This is a genomic window from Paenibacillus beijingensis, assembly GCF_000961095.1.
Classification (GTDB): Bacteria; Bacillota; Bacilli; order Paenibacillales; family Paenibacillaceae; genus Paenibacillus_O; species Paenibacillus_O beijingensis.
The window spans coordinates 2,493,592-2,513,199 of the sequence record NZ_CP011058.1; the positions used below are offsets into that span (position 1 = coordinate 2,493,592).

Annotated in this window: 20 protein-coding genes and 1 riboswitch; of the genes, 13 read left to right on the forward strand and 7 right to left on the reverse strand. The window is 47.9% G+C overall.

All coding sequences use genetic code 11. From position 1 onward, the window contains the following. Positions 1–260: 260 nt before the first annotated feature. From VN24_RS11270 to VN24_RS26295, 6 genes are all read left to right on the forward strand, one after another. Positions 261–755, forward strand: a complete 495-nt coding sequence (locus VN24_RS11270) for a hypothetical protein (RefSeq protein WP_238590889.1) — start codon at positions 261–263, stop codon at positions 753–755. Position 756: 1 nt separating this feature from the next. Further along, positions 757–981, forward strand: coding sequence for a helix-turn-helix transcriptional regulator (locus VN24_RS11275; RefSeq protein ID WP_045670486.1), 225 nt, complete (start codon positions 757–759; stop codon positions 979–981). A gap of 60 nt (positions 982–1,041) precedes the next feature. Then, positions 1,042–1,776, forward strand: coding sequence for a DUF4386 domain-containing protein (locus VN24_RS11280; RefSeq protein WP_045670487.1), 735 nt, complete (start codon positions 1,042–1,044; stop codon positions 1,774–1,776). 117 nt (positions 1,777–1,893) lie between these two features. After that, positions 1,894–2,724 (forward strand): vWA domain-containing protein, encoded by an 831-nt coding sequence (locus tag VN24_RS11285; protein WP_202967419.1) that lies wholly within the window; start codon positions 1,894–1,896, stop codon positions 2,722–2,724. Between the two features lie 9 nt (positions 2,725–2,733). Next, complete coding sequence (locus tag VN24_RS11290) at positions 2,734–3,501, forward strand: hypothetical protein (protein WP_148505225.1); 768 nt, start codon at positions 2,734–2,736, stop codon at positions 3,499–3,501. A gap of 14 nt (positions 3,502–3,515) precedes the next feature. Further along, positions 3,516–5,711, forward strand: a complete 2,196-nt coding sequence (locus VN24_RS26295; RefSeq protein ID WP_052702897.1) for a protein kinase family protein — start codon at positions 3,516–3,518, stop codon at positions 5,709–5,711. Between the two features lie 138 nt (positions 5,712–5,849). Here the strand turns inward: VN24_RS26295 and VN24_RS11300 are convergent, their stop codons facing one another. Continuing rightward, entirely contained in the window at positions 5,850–6,479 is a 630-nt protein-coding gene (locus tag VN24_RS11300) for a YfbR-like 5'-deoxynucleotidase (protein WP_045670489.1), read from the reverse strand. Positions 6,480–6,931: 452 nt separating this feature from the next. Here VN24_RS11300 and VN24_RS11305 point away from each other — a divergent pair, with 452 nt between their 5' ends. The 6 genes from VN24_RS11305 (at position 6,932) to VN24_RS11330 (ending at position 12,373) form a co-directional block, all read left to right on the forward strand. Further along, positions 6,932–7,729 (forward strand): ABC transporter permease, encoded by a 798-nt coding sequence (locus tag VN24_RS11305; protein WP_045670490.1) that lies wholly within the window; start codon positions 6,932–6,934, stop codon positions 7,727–7,729. A 24-nt stretch (positions 7,730–7,753) separates the two neighbouring features. Continuing rightward, on the forward strand, positions 7,754–8,557 hold the full coding sequence (locus VN24_RS11310) for an ABC transporter permease (RefSeq protein ID WP_045670491.1): 804 nt from the start codon (positions 7,754–7,756) through the stop codon (positions 8,555–8,557). Further along, on the forward strand, positions 8,558–9,535 hold the full coding sequence (locus tag VN24_RS11315) for an ABC transporter ATP-binding protein (RefSeq protein ID WP_045670492.1): 978 nt from the start codon (positions 8,558–8,560) through the stop codon (positions 9,533–9,535). A gap of 193 nt (positions 9,536–9,728) precedes the next feature. Further along, positions 9,729–10,517, forward strand: coding sequence for an ABC transporter permease (locus VN24_RS11320; protein ID WP_045670493.1), 789 nt, complete (start codon positions 9,729–9,731; stop codon positions 10,515–10,517). Positions 10,518–10,544: 27 nt separating this feature from the next. Continuing rightward, positions 10,545–11,360 (forward strand): ABC transporter permease, encoded by an 816-nt coding sequence (locus VN24_RS11325; protein WP_045673200.1) that lies wholly within the window; start codon positions 10,545–10,547, stop codon positions 11,358–11,360. A 23-nt stretch (positions 11,361–11,383) separates the two neighbouring features. Continuing rightward, positions 11,384–12,373 carry an ABC transporter ATP-binding protein gene (locus VN24_RS11330; RefSeq protein ID WP_045670494.1) on the forward strand — a complete coding sequence of 330 codons (990 nt, stop codon included), beginning with the start codon at positions 11,384–11,386 and terminating at the stop codon, positions 12,371–12,373. Positions 12,374–12,498: 125 nt separating this feature from the next. Here the strand turns inward: VN24_RS11330 and VN24_RS11335 are convergent, their stop codons facing one another. Beyond that, a complete protein-coding gene (locus tag VN24_RS11335) occupies positions 12,499–12,903 on the reverse strand; it encodes a CHRD domain-containing protein (RefSeq protein ID WP_045670495.1) in 405 nt (134 codons plus the stop codon). Positions 12,904–13,225: 322 nt separating this feature from the next. Between VN24_RS11335 and VN24_RS11340 the strand changes: the two genes are divergently transcribed. Next, the gene (locus VN24_RS11340) at positions 13,226–14,101 is read left to right on the forward strand and encodes a LysR family transcriptional regulator (RefSeq protein ID WP_045670496.1); all 876 of its coding nucleotides are present in this window, start codon (positions 13,226–13,228) and stop codon (positions 14,099–14,101) included. Here VN24_RS11340 and VN24_RS11345 read toward each other — a convergent pair. The 5 genes from VN24_RS11345 to VN24_RS11365 form a co-directional block, all read right to left on the reverse strand. Beyond that, positions 14,070–15,185: an AbrB family transcriptional regulator gene (locus VN24_RS11345; protein ID WP_045670497.1), complete on the reverse strand. Its 1,116-nt coding sequence runs from the start codon at positions 15,183–15,185 to the stop codon at positions 14,070–14,072. The genes VN24_RS11340 and VN24_RS11345 overlap by 32 nt on opposite strands. Positions 15,186–15,485: 300 nt before the next feature. Beyond that, positions 15,486–16,661, reverse strand: a complete 1,176-nt coding sequence (locus VN24_RS11350) for a MalY/PatB family protein (RefSeq protein ID WP_045670498.1) — start codon at positions 16,659–16,661, stop codon at positions 15,486–15,488. Between the two features lie 35 nt (positions 16,662–16,696). Further along, a complete protein-coding gene (locus tag VN24_RS27355; RefSeq protein WP_045670499.1) occupies positions 16,697–17,434 on the reverse strand; it encodes an amino acid ABC transporter ATP-binding protein in 738 nt (245 codons plus the stop codon). A 12-nt stretch (positions 17,435–17,446) separates the two neighbouring features. Further along, complete coding sequence (locus tag VN24_RS27360; RefSeq protein ID WP_045670500.1) at positions 17,447–18,115, reverse strand: amino acid ABC transporter permease; 669 nt, start codon at positions 18,113–18,115, stop codon at positions 17,447–17,449. Positions 18,116–18,162: 47 nt separating this feature from the next. Further along, the gene (locus tag VN24_RS11365) at positions 18,163–19,005 is read right to left on the reverse strand and encodes an amino acid ABC transporter substrate-binding protein (RefSeq protein WP_045670501.1); all 843 of its coding nucleotides are present in this window, start codon (positions 19,003–19,005) and stop codon (positions 18,163–18,165) included. Positions 19,006–19,457: 452 nt separating this feature from the next. Beyond that, positions 19,458–19,544, forward strand: a riboswitch (cyclic di-GMP riboswitch). The last annotated feature ends 64 nt before the right edge of the window (positions 19,545–19,608 follow it).

The following is a 19,608-nucleotide window of genomic DNA, read 5'->3' on the forward strand; positions in this document are numbered from 1 at the left end:
GCCTGTCTGCCGTTGTCTTCGGACGTCAATTGCGTCTTAATGGCGCTTTTGACGGTTCTTTCGTTTTTGAGTGAATTTTACAGGGCGGCATATGATTCTCCCGAACGAACTCGACATACGTAGATGTCCTTGACGTGGCATTTTCCATATAACTGATCCAATCCCTCCAGCTGTCCTATTGGCAGGAACACTCCCTATTAGGCGGTGTTCAGTTTTTGATGTAAACAATACTTGACATTATGAATAGAATTGATTACATTATGTACATCAAACTTAACTTAGGTAAAAAATGTAAAGGTGGTGTAGTGCATGACCTATCAAGAAAAGAAGAGCATCGTATCGTTGATCAGCGCAATCATCATTTTCGGATCTTATTGTGCGTACATGTACCCGCAGTATCCAAAGGGGGGCTGGAGTCGACGGAAACCTTTCGTTATTGGGGTTCCTTCGTTCTCATCTTGACTTTGGTTTCAATCGTCGCGCATATCATTATCAGCATTATTTTTAACATCGTCTTTAGGATAACGACCGGAGAAAAGGAACCGACATTTGCGGATGAACTGGATAAACTCATTGACTTGAAAGCGTTCCGAAACTCATTTTTTGTATTTATCCTCGGATTTCTTTTTGCCATGGGTTCGCTGGTCATCGATCAGCCGTCACAGGTGATGTTCGTGATCCTGATCGCTTCAGGATTCATTTCCGATGTGACCGGCTCCATAACGAAGCTTTATCATTACAGGAAAGGAGTCTAATATGGGCAAAAATCTTGTCGGCAATCACATCCGGAAATTACGCTTCAACCATAATGAGATGACCCAACAGCAATTGGCTGACAAGGTGGGCGTAACAAGACAAACCATTGTGGCCCTGGAAAAGGGGAACTACTCCCCGTCTCTGGAACTGGCTTTTCGCATTGCTCACGCCTTCAACTTATCTTTGGAGGAGGTATTCTTTTACGGGGATAATACAAAGGAGTAAGAACTGCGATTATCATTACTTGTACTGACTATGAATTTATGAAATGAGGGGGACAAAAAAATGAATTTTTCTACCAAAAAGAGCGCATTCATTGTGGGAGTACTGTTTATACTAGCTGCTGTCACGTCGATAATAGGCGGTTTTATTTTATACAAACCGATCCTTGGCCCCGATTACTTGATTAACGGTTCCGAACACGCCAACCAGGTGATACTGGGAGCGCTAATGGAGTTAATACTTGTCGTTTCAGCGGTTGGTACTGCAACAACAATGTTTCCAATTTTAAGAAAGTATAATGAAACTATGGCTCTTTGGCATGTTTGCTTTAGGTTTCTTGAAGCGATTATTATCACAATTGGTGTAATCAGCGTACTATCCCTAGTGACCTTAAGCCGGGAATTTGTAGCAACAGGAGCCACGGATACCGCTTCTTTTCAAGCTTCAGGCACTTCATTGAAAGCACTGCATAACTGGACATTTTTACTTGGCCCCAATTTCATGCTGGGAATAAATACGATGATGTACAGTATCATATTTTATAAATCCAAACTCGTCCCCAGGTTTATACCCATCTTGGGTATAACAGGGTCAGTACTTATTTTTCTCTGTTCCTTGTTAGTAATGTTCGGTGTAATTGAACAAGTTTCTGTTTGGGGTGCTATTTTGGCGCTGCCAATATTCGCAAATGAAATGATCCTTGCAATATGGCTCATAATTAAAGGCTTCAACTTATCTGCATTCAATTACAACATATATCAGGAAGCTCCAAAGTCGGATTTCAACAAGTCCCTTTAGTTTTTCGATCGGCAATGCCGCTAGTAAAGGAGCATCCAATTTTTTTTCTTCAAAAGTACAAATCTTTGTTCCTGCCGGAATAGGATTGAAATAGGTACATTTTTGAGGAGGAGAATCATGTATTCAGCAGAAATCAGCCGTTCCAATCCGTCTTGTTTTCTGTTTATGATTGACCAGTCCGGATCGATGTCCGACCCTTTCGGAGCTAGCACAAAAGCCGAAAGTGTTGCGGATGCAATCAATCGTTTATTGCAAAATCTGATTATCAAGTGTGCGAAGTCGGAAGGGATACGCGACTATTATCACGTTGGTGTGATCGGCTATGGCGCCAGTGTTGGGCCGGCATTCGGCGGTGTATTAGCCGGTAAGGAATTAGTGCCGATTAGTGAAATAGCGGATCATCCGTCAAGACTGGAAAAACGTCTGAAGAAAATTCCTGACGGGGCAGGCGGAGTTGTCGATCAACTTGTAAAGTTTCCTGTCTGGCTTGATCCGGTCGCAAGCGGCGGAACTCCAATTTGCCAGGCGATGGATACAGCCCATACGATTTTGAGTCAATGGGTCAGCGAGTACGCGCATTGTTTCCCGCCGGTAGTCATTCATATAACGGACGGAGAATCCACCGATGGCGATCCGACTCCGGCAATGGAACAAATAAGAGCGCTAGCTACGGATGATGGAAATATATTACTGTTCAACCTGCATATATCAAGCAATCCGAATGCGGTTAATTTGAGTTTTCCTGAAACGTCGGATGAACTGCCTGACCGCTATTCGAGAATGCTCTACGAAAGCTCAAGTATCCTGACTCCATTTATGATTTGGGTGGCCAATCAGGAACATCAATTGAATCTTTCGGATCGGGCAAGGGGATTTGTATTAAATGCTGATCTAACCCTCGTGGTTCAGGCGCTTGATATCGGTACGCGTCCTGCCAATCTTAGGTAGGGGTGGCAAGTGGCTATGCAAATTGAAAGTGAATATTTTTCATTGCCAAAGGCTGGAAACCGCAAAGATGAATATGAAGATGCCTTCAACAGCAGCATTTTTGTCCATAAGGATACGGCGTATTATAAATTCGCCATAGCTGATGGGGCCAGCGAATCGTCGTTTGCTGACATATGGGCGGATTTGCTCGCAAGCGGTTATTGCAACGGCAAATTTGACAGTAAACATATCCATAAATTCATTTCTAAATTGTCGAAAGCCTGGAAGAGAAAATTGAACGCCGGAGACCTTCCCTGGTACGCGCAAGAGAAGCTGAACAGCGGGGCGTTTTCTACGTTAGCCGGAATCACTTTTCGTTTGACGGATGCCTCATCTGCAGCGTTTGATGCCGTCGCGATCGGTGACAGCTGTATATTTCAAATTCGGGGTGATAACATTATCGCCTTTTTTCCTTTGGGCTCCGTCGAGGATTTTCATCATCGGCCTGTACTCATATCGAGTAACGCAGCAAATAACATTCATCTCCAAGCGTTCGTTAAAAAATGGAGCGGTACCGCCCAAGCGGGAGACTCGTTTTGGTTAATGACCGATGCCCTGGCATGCTGGCTATTGACCCGTTACGAGGAAGACATAAGCGTAATCAAGAAAATATACGGGTTAGCCCGTGAACATGATTTTATCTATTTCGTGCAGGCGGAAAGGAAGTTAATGTGCCCGGGCGGCAGCTTTTATCTAAGAAATGATGACGTTACCTTAATTCGCGTAAATCTTGTTTAAGGGGATGTGAGGCGATGTTTTGGCCCACACCACAGGATTACAGGGAAGCGATCCAACATCCGCAAATTTGTTTCCAGGACCTGGAGCTTCAGTCCGGCCTCCCTGAATTGGATAAGCTTGGGCTGCCTCGCCCCATTTCGGGCGGTTATGCCAGTGTTTACAGAATAAAGTGCGGAAAGACGGAATGGGCGGTCAGGTGCTTTACCAATAACGTGAAGGATCAAAAGGTCCGTTACGATGCCATTAGCTTGCATTTAAGCTCCGTTAATCTCCCTTATATCGTCCCTTTTGAGTACCTCGCTGAAGGCATAAAAATTAACGGCACTTGGTTTCCTGTCGTAAAAATGCTGTGGGTTGAGGGAGAAACGCTGCTTCATTATATTCAAAGAAATTTGCATAACGCTGAAATGTTAAAAAGTCTGGCAGATAAATGGCTAAAAATGATTCATGAGCTGCACATGGTCAATATTGCGCATGGTGACCTGCAGCATGGCAACATATTGATTCACCGTGAAGAAATTATTCTGATCGATTATGACGGTATGTATGTACCCGGCTTAAACGGCATGCAAAGCAACGAGCTCGGTCATAGAAATTATCAGCACCCCGGAAGAAACGAAGAGCATTTTGGGCCGTACATCGATAACTTTTCAGCGTGGGTCATTTTGGTTTCAATATGGGCCGTTTGTGCGGATGCTTCAGTATGGAATTCGCTTGGCGCGGGGGAGGCTGAAGAAAGTCTCCTCTTTCGGCAGAAAGACTTTGTCTCGCCGGGCACATCGCGCGCTTTTGAATTTCTGGATCTTGTTACGGATGAAAAGTTGCGTTCTCTGGTAAACTCCTTTCGTGATGTCATGGCAATCGAAGTACCGAAGGTGCCTCGGCCCCCTAATCCCGAATCGCAGGTTGATGCCGTCCATCCGCAAACCGCATCGGTCTCTGCCGTCTTCGCAACGAAATTTATGACTTGTCTAAGAGCCTTCTCGGATTGGCAAGCGAATAAGAAGCGCTCAGCCGCTGTCCAATCGCAACCCGAAACATCGTATCCTGTTGGTTCGTCGTGGGTACTGGATTATCTCGCAACGGAAGCAGTACCTTGCAAGCCTCTGCGAACCTATGGGTTTGTGTTGGAAAGAACCGTTTCATTCGTGGGTCTAACCGCTATGGCATTGGCTGTAACGGTTATGTACGGAAATGCTCCGGTTACCGTTTTCGTATCCTGCACTGCGTTGGGTCTAGGGGCCCAGATGGCCTTTTTAAGCTGGTGTTATAGGAGGCTTCCCACGGTTAAGAAAAAAAGAACCGCATCTGGAAAAATAAAGGAACTGCAAGATGCAGCTTCCGAACTGACAAGCGAACTGAATAAAATCAACGATAGAAAGCAAAGGTTTAGGCAAATGGAGGAAAACAAGATCAATGATCTATTACGAAGGCAGAGGGAAGTATCGGAACGAGAAAAGAATGAAACGGAAGAGGTAGAGAAGGAACTCCGGATTCATGTAAGCGAAATCGCTCGTGAAAAACAAACCATAGATCAGGAGGAAAAAACGGAGCTTGCCGGCGCATTGGCCTCGTTCCAAAAAATTTGGCTGGAAGATCAATTAATGAAGCATAAGATCAGCAATGAAAAAATACCGGATGTTGACGATGACATCAAACGGCGTTTAAGATCGAGCGGAATTCGTACGCCGGCTGATTTTTTGGACATCAATATATTTCAGTCCTATGGCCGCAAAAAAATTGAAAAGGTATATATGATCTTAAAAAACGGGGGCTCGGTTCATGTAGGAATGAGTCCAACCCAAGCGAAAGCGCTAATCAAGTGGAAAAAAAAGATGGAGCGCAAGTATAGAACCAATCTCCCCCAATCCATTCATCGTAATGAACTCATGGTCATAAAAACAAAATTCAACGACAGGAAATCAATATTGAATAACGCAGAACAAACTTATAAAACCAGAGCACAGCACATGATAGCCAACATAAGGCAAACCTATCGTCCGGAGCATGATCTCTTAAAGAGGGAACAAGATACCGCCAGAATCAACCTGGATAACGAACTCACCCAATTCGATAAGGAGATCGCTGACATAAATCAGCACCTTGTAGGGAAACAATGGGAGCTTCATCATCTGAGCAAGCAGCTCCATTCTTTTAAGGACGTTAATTTCTTGAGATTCTTAAGGAAGGTATTCTTTTTCAAAATCTAAGAATTTATAAGTTTTTTCGCTTATACTTATACTTTCTTAGATTTCACCGCGAAACGTACTGCCGCCCAATAAGACGGCGTTAGCCGTTTCTGCTTGATTGAGGAGCATGACTAAAGCCAGCCGCAAGAGGCTGGCTTTTTACGACGCTAACGCTTCCTTCGTAATCTGCTCAATATCGATAGGAGATCTGGATCCTTCACTCACGATATCAGGTAAAATGTTTTGCAGAAAATAGTTAACGCAATGAAGCTTGATTCCTTTAATTTTGATAAGGGCACTTCGATACATCATGATGAACTCTTTTTCTGTATTCCCTCGCTGCAGCTCTGCAAAGGCCTCGTAGATCTGATCGAGTTTATCGGCAACTTCCAATATTTTTCCTTCCACGGAATCGTCTTTGCCTTCCCGCAGTTGTCTGCGAAAGATGTGCTGAAACTCTTCCGGAATATGCTCGTCAATGAAATGAGCGACCATTCCTTCTTCTACTTGTTGCAGCATGGCTCGAAGCTCCAGCGAATAGTGCTTCACAGGTGTTTTAATATCTCCGATAAAAATTTCACCGTAATCATGACTGCTCGTTATTTCGTACAGCTTTTTCCAATCTACAGCGACGCCATGACTTTCTTCAATATCCGCCAATGTTTTGGCATATTGAACGACCTTCCAGGAATGAGCGGATACACTATGCTCCTGAAATTTGAATTTACCCGGGCAGCGGATAATTCGCTCTAAATCGGTTAGCGATTGGAAATAAGTATGAATCCCCATATAGTGAATTCCTTTCATTGGATGAATGAATTGCGCGATGTTATATGCAAAGTATAGACTCCCTTTGTTAAGGGATAATTAACTCCAGCAGGAAGTTATTACATTACAAATATTCGAGTTTAATAGTTTTGGTGACATCAAAACGGTCACTAGCCATGGTTCACCTTCATTAAAATACAAAAGCCTTGACCAAAAATGGTCAAGACCCCATTTAGCGGACAATTAAGAAAAGCCCTACTTGACCATCTGGTATGTTGAATGGGTTTGTTTTTTTGCACTTACAAGGTCGCAAGCAGTTTGACGTTTCAATTGCCCTGCACCGTAATGGAACGGGAATTTTCTCCTATAACCAAAAAATCAAATTGCCGCATCCAATAATAGAGTGGTAATATTATGCAGTATAGCGCTATCAAATGGAACTTGAAAAGAACCTTCAAAGGAGAGCTGGTGTTGTGCGGAAATATGCCGCCTATACGGTAACAACACTGAAAAACACACAGGTTTACAAGTTTGATCTGCTGTTGCGCGTCATCAATTCATTCATTCTTGTTATCGCTTTTCGCGAAGTCTGGAAGGCGATCTACGCGAACGGAGATGGGCTTGCCGTATCGACGGGGGTCACTTCGCAAGAAATGCAGACCTATGCGATGCTGGCCGTCATCCTCTTTGCCATCATCCCTCCCTCCAACGCCTATGAAATCAGCGACAAAGTCAGGGACGGCTCGATCGTATTCGATATGCAGAAACCGTGGGACTTTCAGTTGATGTATCTTGCCAGAGCGGCGGGCTCTTTTCTTTTCGGTATTCTCTATATCATCATTCCTCAAATCATCGCCATCTTTTTGTTTTTTCACATTGACTATCCGACCGGACTGCAGGCTGTCGCTTTCGTGGTGAGCGTCCTGCTCGCTTTTCTGCTGTCCTTCCTGATCAATTTTATCGTCAACATGACCGCGATCCTGTTTACCGAAATATGGGGGATCGAAGTGTTCAAATCCGTCGTCACCGACATTTGCTCCGGCGCGATGGTCCCGCTCTGGTTTTTCCCGGCCGCAGTCGGCCGCGTCTTGGAGTGGCTCCCGTTTCAGGGGATTTTCAACATTCCGCTTTCCTTGTTCATCGGGAAAATAGCAGGCTCCGCCATCTGGGAGCAGATTGCCTTTCAAGCCGGCTGGTGCCTGATCTTGCTGCTGTTCAGCCGGCTGCTTCTCGCCTGGATCGAGCGCAGGCTGGTCATCTCGGGCGGTTAAACCTTTGTAAAGGCGGGGTCTTTGTTGATCGGCAAATATATCAAGTTGTATGTTGAAATTCAGTCGGCCAATTTGCGCTCGCGCATGGCGTATCCGTTAAATTTCGTCATCGGCGTGCTGAGTATTACGTTTCTCGGGTTGTCTTTCATCCTGGTTTCCTGGGTCATCACGCAAAAGGTTCCGATCATCAACGGCTGGGGTACCTACGAGCTTATCTTCATGACCTCTCTCTGGAGGACGACGCACGGCATCTTCGTCGCATTGTTCGTCCAAGTCTGGTGGCTGGACTCGCTGATCCGGGGTGGCGAATTCGACCGCTACCTCGTCAGGCCGCTCAACCCGATGTTCTCCTTCGCCACGCACAGTATCCAAATTTACGGCTTCGGCGATATGCTGGCGGGCATCATCGGACTTGCCATTTCGATGGGACACATTCCCGGCTGGACGCTCGGAAAAATCGCGTATTTGCTCGTCCTCGTGATTAGCGGCGCGGCGATCGAATGGTCGCTGCAGATGCTGATCGGCTGCATCGTGTTCTGGACGCTGCAGGGCGGGGCCATGCGCCATATTCTGGATCTGCTGCTGGCGCAGTTTACCCGCTTCCCGCTGTCCGTCTATAACGGCGGCTTGCAGGTTCTGCTGACGTTCATTTTACCGGTCGCATTTATCAGCTACTATCCTTCTTATTTCTTTTTCGGCGACCGGTCGAGCATCCCGTTTTCGCCCGTGTTGATGTACTTGACGCCGATAGTGGCGCTGCTTCTGGTCTTGATCACCTATTATGTCTGGAAAAAAGGGTTGGACGTCTATAAGGGAGCGGGTACATAAATGGATATTATCGTCGCGAAGAACCTGGTTCGGCAGTTTCATTCCAAACCTAAGCCGACAGGCTCATTCAAGCTGCTTAAAGCCATCTTCTCCTTTCAAAAGGAGACGAAGAACGTCGTCAACAATGTGACGTTTACCGTACGCAAAGGGGATATCGTCGGTTACATCGGTCCGAACGGGGCGGGAAAGTCGACGACGATCAAGATGCTTTCAGGCGTGCTTGTGCCGACCTCCGGAACCGTTCATGTCAACGGAATGGAGCCGCACAAGAACCGCAAGCAGCACGCCAGGCATATCGGCGTCGTGTTCGGACAGCGCACCCAGCTGTGGTGGGATCTGCCGCTCATCGAATCGTTCAAGCTGCTCGGTAAAATTTATGACGTTCCGAAAGAGCGCTTTGAGCGCAATCTGGAGATGTTCACCGACATTCTCGACATGTCGTCTTTTCTCAAGACGCCGGTCCGGCAATTAAGCCTGGGACAACGAATGCGCGGGGACATTGCCGCAGCCCTGCTGCATGAGCCGGAAATTTTGTTTCTTGACGAGCCGACGATCGGTCTTGATATTATGGCGAAGGAGAAAATCCAAACCTTTCTGCAGCAGATCAACAAAGAGAAAGAGATTACGATCATCTTAACGACTCACAACCTGGATGATATCGAAAAATTGTGCCGCAGAGTAATCTTCATCGACAAAGGAAAAGTGCTGTTCGACGGCGGCACGGAGGAACTGGCGGCGGAGTTCGAAGGCCATCGCTACCTCGTCGTTGATGCGCCGAATTGGGATGAAGCCGCCTGGAGCGGGCCGCCCGTCGAACGGAGGGAAAATAACCAGCTGTTCTTCCGGATCGAAGACGACAAGCAGGTCGCCCCGATGATCAAGCAGCTCACCGACCTGCTCGACATCCACAACCTGACCGTCCAGGAGCCGAAGATTGATGATGTAATCAAGCAATTGTATAAAAGAATCGAGCAATAACCGGAAAACCGGAATCCCTTTCTTGCCAAGGGGTTTGGGCCTTTTTTTGGACAGGGGCTCGAAACAGGCCGTTGATTCACAGAACCGGTAATGTTACGATAGCTAACATGACTGGAAAGATAGAGGAATCTATGGGACTGAATTGCGAATCAATAATAGGAGATAGAGATTAATTGGAGGTGAAGGAGGCCGGATGTCGGCATACTACTATCTAGCAAAAATGCGGGTGCTTGCGACATTAGCATACCGCTTTGAAGTATTCGTCTCGATCGGCACGAATGTAATGATGATGCTTGCAACGTTGTTTCTGTGGAAGACAGCGTTTCAAGGAGTTTCGTCCAGCATTTTAAATGAACAGCAAATGCTCGCGTTCACGCTCATCTCGGTCGTTTTGTCATCGATGTTCGTATGCAACGTAGCCAATAAAATCAACCAGCAAATCCGCGAAGGCGATATCGCTCTCGATCTCGTCAAGCCGGTCAGCCTGCTCATGTGCTATCTCGCCGAAGACATTGGCAGTTCCATCAGTTCGCTTGTGAACAAAGCATTGCCGATGTTTCTTATGCTTGCGGTGTTGTTTCGCGTACCGCTTCCAGTCAGTCCCGCTGCTGCGCTTCTGTTTCTGGCAAGCGTGCTGCTGAGCTACGCCATTCTGTGGCTGCTTAGCGCACTTGTCGGTTTGACCGCGTTTTGGGTTACGGAGCTTGGGCCGCTTGAAGTGGTTAAAGATGCGATCGTCCGTATTTTGTCCGGCAGCCTGATCCCGCTGTGGTATTTTCCGGGTTGGGTGCAGCATGTGCTCGCTTTCACACCGTTTCCGTATACATACCAGTCGCCGCTCGGCATTTATGTAGGGAAAATCGATTCGCTCGCCGCGCTGCAATCAATGGGGATACAGGCTGTATGGATCCTTATTTTGGGTTTGACCGTACATCGGGTATGGATCCGTGCCAAGCGTTCGACGATGGTACAGGGCGGTTAGTCATTGTTTGGAAGGGATGAAACCGGCATGTTCGAAATGGTTAGACATCACGCTGTCGTCGCAGCTTTTTCACTAAGAATGGCGATTCAGCGGCAGCTTGAATACCCGCTGTTTATGTGCAGTTGGTTCATCATGAATCCGATTCAATGGTTTTCCGGTATCTGGATATTGCAGATTATCTCGACGCAATTCGCATCGTTAAACGGGTGGGACTTTTCTGAGCTGACCTTCCTTTATGGACTCGGGCTGCTTACCCACGGACTGTTCGTCGCGCTGTTTATTCAAACGTGGCATATTGAGTCGCTCGTGCAGCGCGGCGGCTTCGACCGGATGCTGCTGCGGCCGATGAGTGTATTGTTTCAATTTCTCGTATCGAACTTCAACTTTATCGGGCTGACCGATCTGCTTCCCGGTGTTATCATTTTTGCGATTGGATGCTCGAAGGTGCATTTTGCGTGGACAGTGCCAAACGTGATCATGCTTCTCCTCGTACTAGCTGGAGGAACGTTAATTCGAGCTTCTCTATTTATGCTGATGGGCAGCGTCGCATTTTGGACGAACGCGTCGCGCTCACTGACCAATCTTACGATGATACTGCTGGATCGGACGACTGTATATCCGTTCACGATATATCCTCGTGCGTTCCAGATGCTGCTCACATTCGCGATTCCGATTGGCTTTATCAGCTTCTATCCGGCTGAGGAGTTTCTTGGTCAGCCTCAGTCGATTTCGCTGCCGTTCGGCCTCGCCGTGTGGACGCCGATTGTCGGCGTGTTGATGTTTGCGTTCGCGCAGATCGTGTTCCGCCTCGGATTGAAGCGTTATGAAAGTGCCGGCTCTTAAGACATGGGAGGAGACAAACGACGATGGCTCTAATCGAAGTGCGCGATTTGGTAAAGGAATATGTACTTACGACGAAAAAAACCGGGCTGCGCGGTTCGTTGCAAAGCTTGTTCTTTCCGGACAAACGCAGGGTGCACGGAGTGGACGGCATCAGCTTTGATATTGAGTCGGGTGAGATTGTCGGGTATATTGGCCCGAACGGGGCAGGGAAATCGACCACGATCAAAATGCTGACCGGCATCTTGCACCCGACGTCCGGCACGATCCGGATTAACGGCATTTCGCCGCAGAAGGATCGGAAAGCGGTCGTCTCGCAGCTCGGCGTCGTGTTCGGTCAACGGACACAATTATACTGGGATTTGCGGCTCGGAGAATCGTTTGAGTTATTGAAGCGGATTTACCGGATCGATGATGAGACGTTCCGGATGAATTTGAACACGATGGCCGATGTCCTCGGTATCGACAAGCTTGTCGATACACCGGTTCGCCAACTGTCGCTCGGACAGCGCATGAAGGGTGATCTGGCCGCTGCGGTTTTGCATTCACCGTCGATTCTATTCCTGGACGAACCAACCATCGGGCTTGATGTGGAATCGAAGCATGCGGTGCGCGATTTCATCCGCGAGATCAACCGTCAGCGCGGGACGACGGTCGTCCTGACCACGCACGATCTCGACGATGTAGAGCAGTTGTGTGAGCGGTTAATCGTCGTATCGGGCGGCAAAGTCGTCGAAGACGGCCCGCTGCGCACCATCGTTGGCAGGCTGGCTCCGTTTCGCGTTTTGGAGCTTCAGTTGGAGCGGGCCGCAGCGAATTTGCAGCATTCGAAGGCGGAGATTTTGCGTCAAGACGGGCTGCGAGTGTCGTACCGGTTCGACCGTAACCTCGTGACCGCGGCCGAGTTGATTGCCGATCTGTCACAGCGGTTGCCGATTCAAGATTTGAAAGTGAAGGAGCCGGACATCGAAGATGCGATCCGCGAATTGTATCGCGGAAACGTGGCGTATGGATGACATCATTAATCATTAAGTATGTTAATGTAAATCCACATCCCCACGAGGGTGTGGATTTTGCTATTTTTTCACCATTACATGAAAAAAAGACACCCGATAACCAGGTGCCTTTAGCATTACAGTAATTACCCTCTGCGAATTTGACCGCGAATTTCTCCGTCCGGATTCTGAATCGTGTGTACATTTACATAAGCGTTGCCTCTTCGAATCTCGCGGACTAGATCGGAGATCGTTCTTCCGCTCAATGGACCGACAAGATCCCGGCTGGTCAATACCCCGCGCACAACTCCCCTTCTGGTAGAGATGCCGAACTTGGAGGGACCGAATAAAAAAGCGACGATCGGGCCGTTTTGACCTGGACGTCCAAGATGAATATGGGCTTGAGTCATACGGGTAATATTGCGGACAACGAGCTGAAAACTCAGTCTAGTGCCGCTATCGTTCAGTTGAAAGACGGCATTTCCGGTTGCCACTGTCCGAACAGGGGGCACCTCATTGCGTCCCGATAAAATAGCCCTGAATGTTCTCATTTTATTTGCACTCCTTTAAATGTGGATAGGGTACAATATTCCACTACCTCATGAACGGAATGTGCAGTTACCCAAGGCTTGTTTATTTTGGGGTCAAATGGATGTATTCGAACAGGCGGGGAACCCTATGGTTTTGTTGTTTCGAAGAAAAAGCAGCAATCGCAGAGGTTCTCTGTGACGACTGCTTTTTCATAGATTCAGCATCAAAAGTCCGGGAAATTAATTTCCTTTACAACGTTAATTTGCTTTATAATTAAACATAAATGATATTAATTAATCTCATCATATTCAATAATTACATTTTATGAAAAGGGCGAACCGCATGGAAGAAAAGGACTGGCTGATCCTGAAAACCGTTTATCAGAAAAAGAATATTACAAAGGCTGCGGAACAGCTTTATATCTCTCAGCCTGCACTGACTTACCGAATCCAGCAGCTGGAGAAGGAATTCGGCGCCAAGATCGTTTCCCGGGGTAAAACCGGTGTGGAATTCACTCCTCAAGGCGAATGTCTGGTCAACTATGCCGAGCAAATGCTGCATGAGCTGAGAAAGACCAAGGAACGAATCTTGAACATGAACGATCAGGTCGTAGGCACGCTGCGGCTCGGCGTTTCCGGGAGCTATGCCCGGTACTACCTTCCAACTTTGCTCAAAAGCTTCGTCAGCCAGCACAACGGAGTCGAGATTAATGTGAGAACAGGCTGGAGCTCTCAAGTTTTGTCTCATGTCCAAAAAGAAGAAGTGCATATCGGCATTTTGCGAGGAAGCCATAGCTGGTCCGAGCAATCGCTGCCGCTGACTCGAGAGCCTCTTTGCCTTATAGCTAAAGAACCGATCGATCTCAATGCTCTTCCAAGTCTTCCGAAGATCAATTACGTCATTAACGATCCCCGCTTGAGGCAGGACATCGAGAAGTGGTGGCTGGAAAGGTTCTCCTCGCCGCCTCTTATTACGATGGAGGTCGACAGCATCGAAACTTGCGTTGAGCTGGTGAGCAATGGACTGGGCTATGGAATCGTCCCCAGTATCAGCCTGCAAAACCACAAATCGTTATTTGTTCAGAATCTTCAGACAAAGGACGGTGGACAGATCATAAGAGAAACGCTGCTCGTGTACCGCAACACTTCCCTGGAGCTTTCCGTTGTCAAAGCATTTGTCGATTTTATCAAGAGTAATCTTGAGAATGCTGTCGGTTGAAGGGCTTGCTGAATATTCTTTTTAACACAATCGGTACTATGAACAAGACGAAAAATACCCGAAACAGCTGGTAAGCCGCAACCTTGGAGACGTCGGCATGAATGGCTGCGGCAGTGACGCCCATTTCCGGAAGGCCGCCCGGTGCGATGCTCAGAAACGCCGTCACAAAGCTGATAGGCTGGGTCAAGCTCAGTACATATGAGATCGCGAGCGTCATGCCCACAAGCAAAATGCTTCCGGCAAGACTGTACGGCAGGAGGCGGCGCCAGCCGCTTAACGCCTTAAGCTTGATGCCCTGCCCGAGATAAATGCCGATGCACAATTGAGCGATGATGATAATAAGCTGCGGCAGGTGCGGAAATTCAATACCTGACGCCGAGAAAACGGCGGAGGCAATAAGCGGTCCAATCAGCCAAGGATTCGGAAATTTGAAGCGTACGGCGAAAATGGCCGATAGGCCAACCAGCACGACGGCAGCCGCTATCATGAGCCACGATGGATCGGCGGCCGGCAAGCCGGCAAGTGTCTGGGACTGGGCAAGATTGTCCGCTGCGTCCGCATCGGCCAGCCCGTGTACCGCGAGGAAAGGTACCATGAACGTCACAACCAGCATCCGAATCGTCTGCATGAACGTCACGATCGTCGGTTCGGCGCCTTTAATTTCCTCGCTTAACGGAACCATTTGCGAGATGCCTCCGGGAATGCAGCCCATGATGCTGCTTGGCATGCTGATTCCGGTCTGTCTTGCGATCAAGAAGGCAAACACCAGACTGGAACCGGTCAGCAAAGCGGTAGACATGACCATCGAGGGCAGCGAAGCGGCGATTTGCCGGGCGCTCTCTGCGGTAAACGACAGCCCCATGCTGTAGCCTAACAGTATCTGTCCGCCGTTTCGGAAGCCGGTCGGCCAATACAGCTTTTTCTTGGCGGCAATTTGCCACACCAGAACGGATGTTAGCGGTCCGAGCATCCAGGCGAGCGGAAAATGCAAAAGCGCAAAGAGAAGACCTCCTGCAGAAGCAATGATAACGGATTTGATTAGCTGCAATAAGTGCGTCTTGGTAATGCCTTTCAGACTAAACATGTTGTAAACCTACTTTCACAGTACAAGTAAAATAGCGGGGCCGGAGAAGAAGGGTGCATTGCGGGCGACTGCGGGCGGCACACAGCGTGTCGCATGGTGTGGCGCCCGCATAACGGCGATCGGCCATATGGCTGTGCACCAGTGAGCGCAGGCGCTGCGAACCGGCGGATTCCAGCACGTTACGACATCGGAGTGTAGCGGCAGTGCAGCACAGTATCTCGGTAGCGGTGCACCAGTGGATACCGGCATCAGTGCACCGCCATATCCGCGCATAGCCCCGCTGCCGTCTCGATGAGGGCTTTACAAATTTAATGCGTTTACCGCGCGTTCGATCCGCACTAAAGCCTCCTTCAAGACGGCCTTGCGGCAGCCGATGTTCATGCGCAGGAAGCCTGTTCCTTCGGCGCCGAATATGGTGCCGTCATGCAACCCTACCTTGGCTCGCTCCAGCATAAATGTCCGCAGCTCCTTCTGCTCCATGCCCAGCTGCCTGCAATCCAGCCACATCAAATATGTCGCTTCCGGTTTGATGACTTTGATGTTTGGAATGTTGCGTTCGAAGTAATCCATCATAAAGCGCACGTTTTCAGCCAAATATTCGACCAGCTGATCCGCGTAATAATCACATTCGTTATAGGCCGTTTCAAAGGCAAGCGTGCCGAAAATGGTGCGTCCGTCGGCTTTGTTCGCAATGATTGTCTCATGGTAGGCTTGGCGCAGATCTTCGTTCGGAATCACGATAGCCGCTGTGCGAAGCCCCGGAGTATTGAACGTTTTGCTCGGATTCAGGCACACGATGCAGTTATTTCGGATCTCCTCGGACAAAGTTGGAAAAGGTATATGCCGATGTCCTTCGTACACGATATCGGAGTGAATTTCATCCGACACAACGATAACGCCATGCTGCAAGCACAATTCGCCGATGCGCATCAATTCTTCTCTGGTGTATACGCGCCCTACCGGATTATGCGGATTGCATAACAGCATCAATTTGGTTTGCGGGTCCTTTAGCTTTCGCTCCAGGTCCTCAAAGTCGATTTCATACCTGCCGCTATTGAGCAGCAGATTATTCTGCACTTTGGTTCTGCCGTTGTTGGCAATAATATGGTGAAAAGGGTGGTAAACCGGCGATTGGATCAACACCTTGTCCCCTTGACGGGTAAATGCCTGAATGGCGTTCACCAGTCCGGCAACTACCGCGGGGGCGTACTCGACCCAAGCGGTGTCGATATCCCAATCGAAGCGCTTTTTCAACCAGCGCTGGACGGACAAGTTAAAGTTGTCGGCGCTCGTCGTGTAGCCGTATACGCCATGAGCCGCTCTATCCACTAGCACATCGACGATCGGCTGCGCGCATTTGAAATCGGTATCGGCAATCCACATCGGAATGACGTCCGGCGGGTATAGATTGTGCTTTTTTGAATCGGTTCCTCGAAGCTCGATCACTTCATCAAAGTTATGCTTGATGTTGTTCATGGTCCAATCCCTCTTCAGTAATTTAAATAATTTTCTTAGGAAGCGGAAAGCTGGCTCAGAAATTTTTTGGTGCGCTCGTTTTGCGGGTTGGTGAAAATGTCCTCAGGCGGACCTTGCTCGATTATTTTCCCGTCGGCCATAAAGACGACCCGGTCGGCAACCTCGCGGGCGAACGACATTTCATGCGTGACGATAATCATGGTCGTATCCTTATCGGCAAGCGAACGCATGACGTTAAGCACTTCGCCGACCAGCTCCGGGTCCAGGGCGGAGGTTGGTTCATCGAACAAAATGACATAAGGCTCGACGGCAAGCGCGCGGGCGATTCCAACCCGTTGCTGCTGTCCGCCGGATAACATCGAGGGGTAATTATCGAATTTTCCGGATAACCCGACCATCTCCAGCAGGCGCTCGCCAATCACCTTTGCCTCGCGCTCCTTCATTTTTTTGGCGACAAGGAGCGATTCGATCACATTTTGCAAAGCGGTTTTGTTTTTGAACAAGTTATAGTTTTGGAATACCATGGCGCTCTTTTGTCTCAGCCGGTACATATCCTTCTTGGCCAGCTCCCGCATATTCACCACGACATCGTCGATGACAACCGTTCCTTCCTCGGGCACTTCCAACAAATTCAAGCATCTCAGCAGCGTCGATTTTCCCGATCCGGAAGGACCTATTATCGCAACGACCTCCCCTTTGTTAATTTCCAAATCAATATGATGCAGCACCTGGAGATCATTAAATTTCTTTTGCAAGCCGCTCACTTTAATCACGGGAGGTTCCTCCTAACGGTAAGGTTTGCTTAATTTGACTTCGATCTTGGATTGAATCATCGTAAAAATCACGGTAATGACCCAGTAAACAAGAGCGACCGCCAAAAAGCTTTCGAAAAATTTATACGTGGCTGCGGCGGACATTTTGGCTTGGGCAAAAATTTCGGCTACACCTACGGTGAAGGCGAGCGACGTTTCTTTCACCAGAATAATAAAGAAGTTTCCAGTCGAAGGGATGGCAATTCTTGTTGCTTGCGGCAGCACAATTCTTCTCATCGTTTGCCACTTGGACATGCCGACCGATAACCCGGCTTCCAATTGCCCGCTGTCGACCGAAGTAATCGCCGCTCGGAACACTTCGGACAAATAAGCGGCATTTCGGAAGCTGAGACCAATGATCACCGCCGTGAACGCATTAATGAAGCTCATCGACGGGAACAGCTGGGGAAGTCCGAAATAAAACAGAAAAATTTGCACCAGCGTAGGCGTTCCGCGGAAAAAGGAAATATAGAGGTTTGCCAACGGGCTGATAATTTTGATTTTGCTTTTGGTAATAACGGCCAGAATCAAGCCTAGTATAATGGCAAAGAACATGGCGATCAGCGCCATAATCAGCGTGAGATGGACATACTTGAGCAGCTGCGGAAACAGCTCCAGCATATATTTCAGATCAAAGTTCATGGAATGTTTCACCACCGGATGAGATTTAGATTCAAGCTGATGACGCTTTACGGAGTTTTTGGTTTGCTGATATCCTGCTTGTAATACTTCATCGACAGCGCAGACATCGTTCCGTCCTTTTGCAGCTCTTCAAGAGCTTTGTCGAACTTCTCCTTCAATTCTTTGTTTTTGTCGTTATTTACGAACGGATAAGCGATAATGTAATCCTCAAACGGCTCTCCCGCGAACTGCAGCGGCAATCCGGATTTTTCAATTTTGACAAGACCGCTTGCTTTGTCGACTATGTAGGCGTCTACCCGGCCGTTGGCAACGTCATAGACGATTCCGCTCGGATCCTCGTACGTCACAATGTTCATTTTGACTCCGTTGTCCTGATCAAACTGGCGCAGAAATTTTTCCTTGTTCGTTCCGAGTCCGACCGCTATTTTTTTCCCTTTCAAATCTTCCAGCGATTTAATGGATTCATTCCCTTTTTTGACGACAAGCTGGCCGCCCGAGTATACATAAGGAATGCTGAACATATACTTTTCTTTGCGCTGATCCGATATTTCCACCTGATTGGCAATCGTATCGACTTTACTCGCTTCCAGCATGCCGAACAAACCGCTGAAGTCGGAAACCGTCCATTCCACCTTGTAACCGATTTTGTCTGCGATCGCATTCATGGCCGCAATATCAAAGCCGTCCAGCTCCTGCTTCTCATTCTTGAAGGAGTGCGGCACGCTTCTCCCCGATGTACCGACCCGCAGCACTTTTTCCTCGCTTTTCTCCGCCGCTTGCGCATTCTGCGCTTCGGCTGCCGGGGCGGCGGTTTTCGCACCACACGCGGAGCTTACTAAAACAACGGCGGTTAGCATACTGACAACAAACGACTTTCTAATTTTTAGCATAAGATAATATTCCTCCTATAAGATGTAATGTATTATGACATAAAAAAATGTAATCTCATAATAATACGTATAAAGTCATAAATATAATAGATAATTTTTATTCTCCGAAATAAAAGCAGGTTATGAATACATCGATAAATATGATGAATGTTACTGCGATCGACAGTTGCCTTCTCTAGGTTCACCTTGAAGGATTGATATATCGTTTGGACGAGCTCTTGGCTCCATCACGATTTTTTTTATGACTTAAGAACTAAGTCTTGTGATCTTGCATCCCCCTGATTGTACGATTACTCCAAGTTATATATTTACACCTAATATCAGCTCCCTTTGACAAGAGTTAATCGAAACTATATATTTAATTGCAATTGTGAAGAAAAAAATAACATATTGCCAAACTTCGACATAAACCATTATACTAACCATGTATTCGACATATAGGTATTTTATCCCAAAGATAAAGGCAAAACCTTTGAAAAAAGGTGACGCAAAGCCATGGGTCTAACGTCCTTACGGACCATGATCGCCAGGCCGCCAAGGGACAACCTTAATTCTATTTAAGGTTTTTTTTCCTGGGCTTGCGCGATGCCGCGCACACCCGGG